Origin of the sequence: Marinicrinis sediminis (assembly GCF_042685085.1) — a bacterium.
In the GTDB taxonomy this organism is placed as follows: Bacteria; Bacillota; Bacilli; order Paenibacillales; family KCTC-33676; genus Marinicrinis; species Marinicrinis sediminis.
Genome location: NZ_JBHUMM010000004.1, coordinates 20922 through 29649 on the forward strand (window position 1 = coordinate 20922; position 8728 = coordinate 29649).

4 protein-coding genes are annotated in these 8728 nt (G+C 45.3%); 3 read left to right on the top strand and 1 reads right to left on the bottom strand.

The features are described 5' to 3' along the window. The first annotated feature begins 104 nt into the window (after nt 1-104). A complete protein-coding gene (locus ACFSUC_RS03055) occupies nt 105-950 on the top strand; it encodes a lipoate--protein ligase family protein (RefSeq protein WP_379927993.1) in 846 nt (281 codons plus the stop codon). 772 nt (nt 951-1722) lie between these two features. Here the strand turns inward: ACFSUC_RS03055 and dat are convergent. Next, on the bottom strand, nt 1723-2553 hold the full coding sequence (dat, locus tag ACFSUC_RS03060) for a D-amino-acid transaminase (protein WP_379927994.1): 831 nt from the start codon (nt 2551-2553) through the stop codon (nt 1723-1725). A 418-nt stretch (nt 2554-2971) separates the two neighbouring features. Between dat and ACFSUC_RS03065 the strand changes: the two genes are divergently transcribed. Further along, a complete protein-coding gene (locus ACFSUC_RS03065; protein WP_379927996.1) occupies nt 2972-5641 on the top strand; it encodes an adenosylcobalamin-dependent ribonucleoside-diphosphate reductase in 2670 nt (889 codons plus the stop codon). A gap of 1526 nt (nt 5642-7167) precedes the next feature. Beyond that, nucleotides 7168-8361, top strand: a complete 1194-nt coding sequence (locus ACFSUC_RS03070; RefSeq protein ID WP_379927997.1) for a WD40/YVTN/BNR-like repeat-containing protein — start codon at nt 7168-7170, stop codon at nt 8359-8361. The last annotated feature ends 367 nt before the right edge of the window (nt 8362-8728 follow it).

Sequence of the window (8728 nt, forward strand, 5' to 3'; positions counted from 1 at the left end):
AACCTTGGCATTAGTATGGACGAATGACGAGGCTTTCATAACTGAACTTCGTTTGCTATCCATATCGAACAACAGCCTGATATGAAGGAGGAGGATGTGAACAGATGGAAAAAGAATGGCGATTTATAGATACCGGGGCACAGTCCCCTGCAATGAATATGGCAATTGATGAAGCGATTTTGACCGCCCACGCGGAAGGAAAGGTACCACCGACACTGCGCTTTTATGGATGGAATCCAGCGACGCTGTCAATTGGCTATTTTCAAAAAGCCGAGGAAGAGGTCGATTTCTCGGAAGTGGAGCGTCAGGGCATCGGCTTCGTCAGAAGGGCGACGGGAGGACGAGCTGTTCTTCACGACCAGGAGCTGACGTACAGTATCATTGTGTCCGAGAAAGCGCCAGGCATTCCGAAAACGGTCAACGAGGCTTATCGGGTATTGAGCATGGGCCTGCTTCATGGCTTTCGGTTGTTGCAGCTTGATGCAGAAATGGTGAACCTGAGCAGTTCGGATGATAAAGGAAAATACGCAGCCGCCAGTTCCGCCGCTTGCTTCGACTCGCCTTCGTGGTATGAGCTGGTGGTGGAAGGGCGCAAGATTGCCGGAAGTGCCCAGACCAGACAAAAGGGTGTCGTGCTCCAGCACGGTTCGATCCTGCTCGATATGGATGTAGACCAACTGTTTTCGCTGCTGAAATTCCCGAGCGAACGGGTGAAAGAACGTCTGATGCGCTCTTTCAATTCCAAGGCTGTAGCTATTAACGATATCAAAAGTCAAATCGGGCAGCCTCCAGCCACGATGGCGGAGTTGCGCACCGCGTTTCGCCGTGGCTATGAAGAAGGGATGGGCCTGCAGCTCACGCCATCAGAGCTCACGCCGTACGAGATGGAACTGGCGGAACAGCTTGCAAGTGAGAAGTATGGGAGCACGGAGTGGAATAGGAAACGGTAATGCTCCGGCAGATCCCCACGCCCTCTTCTTGCAAAAGGCGCAAATGTCGGGTGACCGGCTTCGTCAGATTTCCACGCCCTCTTCTTGCAAAGAGCGCAAATGTCGGGCTTAGGAAATCTGCTTGCGCCTGGGTTGGGTCGGGGTGAGAAAGTAGGCTTCGTCAGATCCTCACGCCCTCTTCTTGCAAAAAACGCAAATGTCGGGCTTAGGGGATCTGCCTCCGCTGGAAATTGAGAGGGACGAGAAAGTGGGCTTCGTCAGATCCTCGCGCCCTCTTCTTGCAGAAAGCGCAAATGTCGGGCTTAGGGGATCTCCCTCCGCCTGGAATTTGAGATTGAGAGGGACGAGAAAGTAGGCTTCGGCAGATCCCCATGCCCTCTTCTTGCAGAAAGCGCAAATGTCGGGCTTAGGGGATCTCCCTCCGCTGGGAAATTGAGATTGAGAGGGACGAGAAAGTAGGCTCCGGCAGGTTCCCACGCCCTCTTCTTGCAAAGAACGCAAATGTCGGGCTTAGGGGATCTCCCTCCGCCTGGATTGGGTTTGAAGTGAAGGGAGAGGGCGTTGGCAGGTCTTCATGCCCTCTTCTTGGGAAAAGTGCAATAGTGGGACTGGGGTTGTCTGAGCGGGATTGGTCGGGGTTTCTACTATATATTGTTAGATAAGGTTGACTTCGATAGTTTTGACATAGAATTTAACATCGAGATAGAGGAAGGAAATCAGACAGAAGAGGCTGTTTTTGTGATTCGTCACAGTACAGCCTCTTCTTATGGGTTTAGGGTAGGTTTTTTTCGAAGGCTTGCTGGAGTAATTGAGTCTGAGGTCCTGTTTTCCCATCCCTGATCGGTTTGCCGTCAATATGGGTGACTGGCATGATTTCAACGGTGGTGCCTGTCAGGAAGACTTCATCGGCTTGCATCATCTCCTCCAGGGTAAAGGCGGTTTCAGATACAGGTATGTTCAGTTCTTGCGCCAATCTCAAGGCGACGGCTCTCGTGATTCCTGGCAGAATGAGATGGTTGGCCGGATGGGTACGCAGGGTGCCGTTCTGGATCATCATAATATTGGATGCGCTGCATTCGGTGACGATGCCGTCCCGATGCTGGATGGCTTCCTCTGCCTCTTGTTCTTTGGCCTGTTGCTTCGCCATGGTATTGGGCAGCAGGTTCAGCGATTTGATGTCGCAGCGCAGCCAGCGGATGTCTGGTACGGTGATGGCCTGAACGCCCTTTTTGAGCTTTTCCAACGGCCTTTCTAATCGACTGGTAAACCCGAGCAGAGTCGGTTTGGGTTGGGGAGAGGGAAAAGGATGATTGCGTGGTGCGGCTCCCCGTGTGACCTGTAGGTATACGGTCCCATTTTGCAGCCGATTGAATCGAATGAGTCGATCGACCATTCCATCGAGTTGTTTCAGGGAATAAGGTAAAGATAACTGGATCGCTTTTGCGCTTTGCTCCAGCCGCTGAAGATGCGCCTCCATTTCATAAACCTGATGATCATACACACGAAAGACTTCATAGACGCCATCACCGAAGTGGAAGCCTCGATCCTGGTACGAAATGGATACGGACTTTTCATTGACGAAGGCTCCATTAAACAATAACATGAGTAATGCCCCCTTTTTCAAACAGATATTTTCAGGTTAAGAATAGGGAGTAAAGATGTATATTCAGTTTACAATCCCTTCATATCTCCGTCAAAAGATTTGGTGAATCTTACCTAATTCTGTCGCTTCATCAGAAAATCAAGCTTCAAAAAAATGAGATACACGGAGCAATTTAAAGAAAAATACACAATCTAAAGATGTATATGAGGGATTCGGAAAAAATATCGTTAGATACACAACATGTGGTGGTGTATAATGGTTCAAGCATACAAGATGTAGTGCTTGCTACATACATGTTGAAGAAGGATGATACAAGATATGGTTGTTTTCTTGAAAATCATCGAAAACGGAAGTTATTGCGGGAATTTGAGCTTTTTTCGATTTTATCCGCAAGAGTAAACAATGGGAGGGTGTTCTTTTGAAAACGATGCAGTCAAAACGTTTAGAAGGACTAAGTGAGAAAATTTTCTTGGACCGTTACGCCATGAAGGACGCGGATACGAAAAATACAAAAGTGGGCGACTATGTACTGGTCCTCACCAAGGATGATCCGAAATTCCCTACAAAGGAAGTGGGCGAGGTCATTGCCCGCGAAGGGAAAAAGGTCAAGGTACAGCTCCGCAGTGGCGGTATCGTGGAATCCAATATCGATCAGTTGACTTTGACTGTAGAAAAGACACCTGATGAAATGTGGGACCGTCTTGCAAAGGCGATGGCTTCTGTAGAAGCACCTGAAAAACAACAGGAATGGACTGAAAAGTTCCGTTATATATTAGATGACTGGAAGCTGGTACCGGGTGGACGGATTGCCGCCGGAGCGGGTGCCAGTGATGAATTGACGCTTTTCAACTGTTATGTTATTCCGTCTCCGCATGACAGCCGTGGCGGCATAATGGAAACACTCAGTGAAATGACCGAAATTATGTCGCGTGGAGGCGGAGTCGGGATCAACCTGTCTTCCTTGCGTCCACGAAGAGCAATCGTACGCGGGGTAAACGGGACATCGAGCGGTGCGGTTTCCTGGGGCGGATTGTTCAGCTACACAACCGGACTGATCGAACAGGGCGGCAGTCGCAGAGGCGCGCTCATGCTGATGATCAACGACTGGCATCCGGATCTGATGCGTTTCATTACCGTCAAGCAAACGATGGGCGAGATTACGAATGCGAATCTGTCCGTCTGTGTCAGCAATGACTTTATGAAAGCTGTCAAGGAAGATCTCGACTGGGAGCTTGTATTCCCGGATACGAAGGACCCGGACTACAATGATAAATGGAACGGCAATATGGATGAGTGGAAGGCCATGGGCAAATCCGTGATTCATTATGATACGGTTCGTGCGCGCGATGTATGGCATACGATCATTGAATCCGCATGGAAATCTGCTGAGCCAGGCGTCGTGTTTATGGAATACTACAACCAGATGTCCAACAGCTGGTACTTTAATCCGATTATCTGTACGAACCCTTGTGGAGAGCAGGGCTTGCCGGCATGGGGCGTGTGTAACCTGTCTGCCATCAACCTCTCCAAGTTCTATGATGAAGAGAAGCACGATGTGGCGTGGGATGAATTGGCGACAACGGTTCGCTATTCGGTTCGCTTCCTGGACAATGTCATTGATCGTACTCCTTATCATTTTGAGGAAAACCAGGAAAACCAGCAGGCTGAGCGTCGGGTGGGTCTCGGTACCATGGGACTGGCCGAGCTGATGATTCGCCTGGGCATTCGCTACGGCAGCCCGGAATCCCTCGAGTTCCTGGACAAAATCTACGGATTTATGGCGAAGGAAGCTTATCTGTCTTCCTCAGACATCGCAGATGAAAAAGGTTCCTTCAAGCAATTTGATGCTGAGAAATTCTTGCAGAGCGGTTTCATGAAGAACATGACAGAAGCGTTCCCTGAAGTGGGTGTATCGGTTGCGGAAAAAGGGATGCGCAACGTTACGGTCATTACTCAGGCGCCGACAGGCAGCACCGGAACGATGGTGGGCACGTCCACGGGTATTGAGCCATATTTCGCGTTTGAATATTACCGTCAAAGCCGACTTGGCTATGACAAGCAGTATGTGCCGATTGCACAGGAGTGGAAGGACCAGCATCCGGGTGAGCCATTGCCTGCACACTTTGCGACTTCCATGGATTTGTCTGCGGAGGATCATATTCGCGTTCAGGCCGCTATTCAGCGCTGGGTAGACAGCTCCATTTCCAAAACGGCAAACTGTCCGGCCGACTTTACGGTTGAGGAGACGAAGGCCCTTTATGAGCTCGCATTCGATCTGGGCTGTAAAGGGGTGACCATCTACCGTGATGGCAGCCGTGATACACAAGTGTTGTCCACGAAGGACAAAAATGAAGACAAGAAGGAAGAAGCTCCGGCCGCTGAAGAAGCCGTCAAGGCCGAAGTGAAAGAAGAAGAAGCACCTGCGAAGCAGGAGCAAGCACAGATGACTCAAATCACGGAGTCTCTGAAAGTCGATGTAGACAAATCGACGGAGAAAATCTTCGACAAGCAATATAAGCGCCGTCCGCAAGTGCTGAGCGGAGCGACGTATAAATATAATACGCCATTCGGGATGGCCTATATTACGATTAACGATCTAGACGGTTATCCAAGTGAAATCTTCATGAATGTAGGCAAGGCTGGATCGGATGTGTTCGCAATGTCCGAAGCCCTCGGCCGTGTCTGCTCCCTGTTCCTGCGTTATGGTGAGCATGGACAGAAAGAACGTTTGCTGATCAAGCATCTGAAAGGCATTGGCGGCTCCGGCGGAATCGGATTTGGACCGAATCGTGTGGAATCTATTGCAGATGCCGTTGCAAAAGCGCTGGAAGTGCATATGGACACCATTGAAGAGCAGGGTAGCGTTGCACCGGCTGTCAGCCCGTCAGCTCCACAGCAGGCTCAAACACAAGCACCTTCTGCACCAGCCGTTTCAGAGCACCAAGTCCCGGCTGCACAGGAAGAAGAGGATGATCTGACCGCAGGTCCAGGATCTCTCGATCTCTGTACCGCTTGCGGATCGGCTTCCCTCGTGAATATGGAAGGATGCAAAACCTGTACCAATTGCGGCTACAGCAAGTGTTCATAAGTTGTGATAATAAATAAAAGATATAAAAAGATTCCATCTTGTGTTAGTAAAACAACGAGGTCAGACATTGTGTCTGGCCTCGTTGTTTTTTGGGTTAAATAGAATCATTTTTAGCAACTCATCATGAGCAAGGTAAGGGTATCCGGAATCCGGAATGTACAATCTGAAGAATTCTTCAGGGAAGTCATGAAAAACGTATACGTACTAACATGATATATTGAACCTCGAGAGAGCATGATTCACACGGCTGGAAAGGTTTAAACAACAATGTTAGCAATTAAAGAACAAGGTACGGATCGAGAAGTTTCTATAGTTAAAGGACTGTGATATATTGATCATAATGAAGATACTAAAAGATATAATAAAATTAGTAATTTCATTCTTTTTTTATTGAACCAAAAAATGTTGTTAATAAAGAAGGCTATAAATTACACAAAATTACGTACAGAATCTTGATTATTTTTATTTTGATTATTTCAGTAATATCTTCTTTAATAATAAGAACTTATTAATGGTTTTTTTATCCAAATTACAAAATTTTTGACGTAAATGTACTGTGCCAATTTCCAGAAAATCTATGAAAACCGGACAAGGGAATGGGTTCAGGTGCGAGCGATGCGTGGCTCCATGCTTTTGCCCATTCTTTTTTGTGGTTTTAAACCAAAGTCAAGTTTGCCAGCCAAGAGATAGACCATTGCGATCATATTCTTACTTGTAATAGTAGGAATCAATGCACTAGTAGGAGCTCCAGCACTATTAACATTCGAGCAAGTATTGCCGTTGGAGATAGGGTGTAAATGATCTGAAAAATAAACGGTTTCATGAAAAGGTTGGAATATAGAAATGAATTTGTTTTATGATCACCTTTCGTTACCTATCTATTTAATTATCGCAATAGGGATTTCGTCACTGGTAATTTACTATTTCATCAAAACCAAAGAAAACTATCCAATTCCAGTGGTATTAGGCATTATCCTGTTGTGTTTTGCATCAATTTTCTCTGGAATATCTAGATTGACAGCACACTTGGATTTATTATCTGAAGATCATCCCATATTCAGCTATCTGATCTTTCCTTCATTGTTAATCGGATTCGTCATGCTGTTTATTGGCGTATATCTGAAAGTAAGACACGATCCTGTAAAAAGAAAACAAATCATTCTGTATTCGATTATACTTTTAGTCACCCTGTTATATGTTGGATTTCTTGCTATCATGAATGCCTTAGGAAAACTGTAATATGAGTATTTTTAGACCACAAGGGGCTTAATGGCTTGTTATGTTTTTCCATGTCATTGAACATAGCCATTACTATGCATAATTGCAAACGATGAAGAAGTTAACTTAAGGTTTGATGATATGTAGCACTATGTAGTTTTAGTATTGAGGCAAGAGATGTTCAATTGGATTGAAAGCGTATAGCCAATTTTCAGAGAACGAGCTTATCAAAGGAACACGGACTAATGGCATATTCATCTGAATGTATAGAAATATACGAATATACTTTTATGAATTGAGGGAATTCAGTGAAAAATGTTCATACTGCACTTATTCTCCTCTTATTGCTTGTTTTGGCAACAGGATGCAACTTAGCGGAAGATGATGAACACAAACTGGTGACTGATACGAGTCAAGATATGGATATATCCAATTATAATCTAGCATTCTATGACGAACAGACGGGTTGGTTATACGGTCAGAATGGGACGGAGTTACATAAGTTCAATCTACTTAAAACCTCAAATAAAGGGAAAGATTGGGTAAATGCGATGCCAATGGGGGAGGATTTTCATTTTGCTCATAGTGAAGGAGACGTTCTTCACCACACCAATGTCTTTTTCCTTTCTTCAGAGGTATTCTGGATCATTCAGTCAACGCCAAATGAGATTACGGTATTTAAAACAAGCGATGGCGGTCAGTCCTGGGAGAATGGGGAGACTTGGAATCCCAAAACCGCAGGCTTGCTCACAGACATCTACTTTGTCAATGAGACGAAAGGATGGCTCATGATCGATGTAAAACAGGGAGCAGATTATGTTCTCAGGGAATGTTACATTACGGAAGATGGTGGAAGTCATTGGGAGCTCATATCAAGCTATCAAGATCATTCATTCCCATCTGATCATTTGCAAGCTTCCTCTGTGTTTATCGACAATCAAACTGGATTTATACCCGTCATAAACACCGAACAACCTATGTTTTATCAAACGGTAAACGGCGGAGCAGATTGGTCCAAGGTCGAGCTCCCGTACCCTGCAAATGATTCCAACATGAGATTTAATATTGAATCAATTCGATTCTTCGATACTGACACCGGAATCGTATTGCTATCAACGGTTAAATCAGATAACATCATGAAGTATGATTACTATGTCACCAAGGATAAGGGTGTGACATGGACACTCCATGAAGGCGTACAGATCAAAAGAGCAAGTCAAGATTCGAATATTGGGTCAAAGATTGTAACTCCGAATTATGCGTGGACGATAGATGACAGAGTATTATATAGATATAATATCCTTTCTTCGGAACAATTCAAAACAATACAAATTAAGAATATTACAGGTAATGATGATCCTGGTCAAAAAATAACCGGGTATTCATTTGTAGATGAAAGTGTAGGATGGGTAATCGTCTACGATAATGGCAAGTCCACAATCTACAAAACCGTGGATAGTGGAGATGAATGGACTGATTTTCAAATCAAGTTCGCTTCCTAAAATGGGCATAATCATTGAAAACACCTTCAAGGGTGTTTTTTCTTTACTTTCCTCCATACCGATGATTCTATTAAACCCTCTAAATATATGGTATGATTTGCTATGTTTTCGGAACTTTCCGAAAAAGCATTATTGCTATGGGAGATCCGCTTATACCGCAAGAATCGGATGGAGTTTATCGGAAGATGATGCTATTGACCTCTTCACTTTAGCATCTTATGTACTTAAATGCATAGAAAAAACGGATTAACCCCCGAAAATTGGACAGAATCACTTTCAAACTAAGCCTGTCTGTCATTTTTAAAGTCTGACTTCCTTTGTGGTAACTTCGCCTAGCTGTTTACGTTTGTAAAAGTCCGCAGGAGCG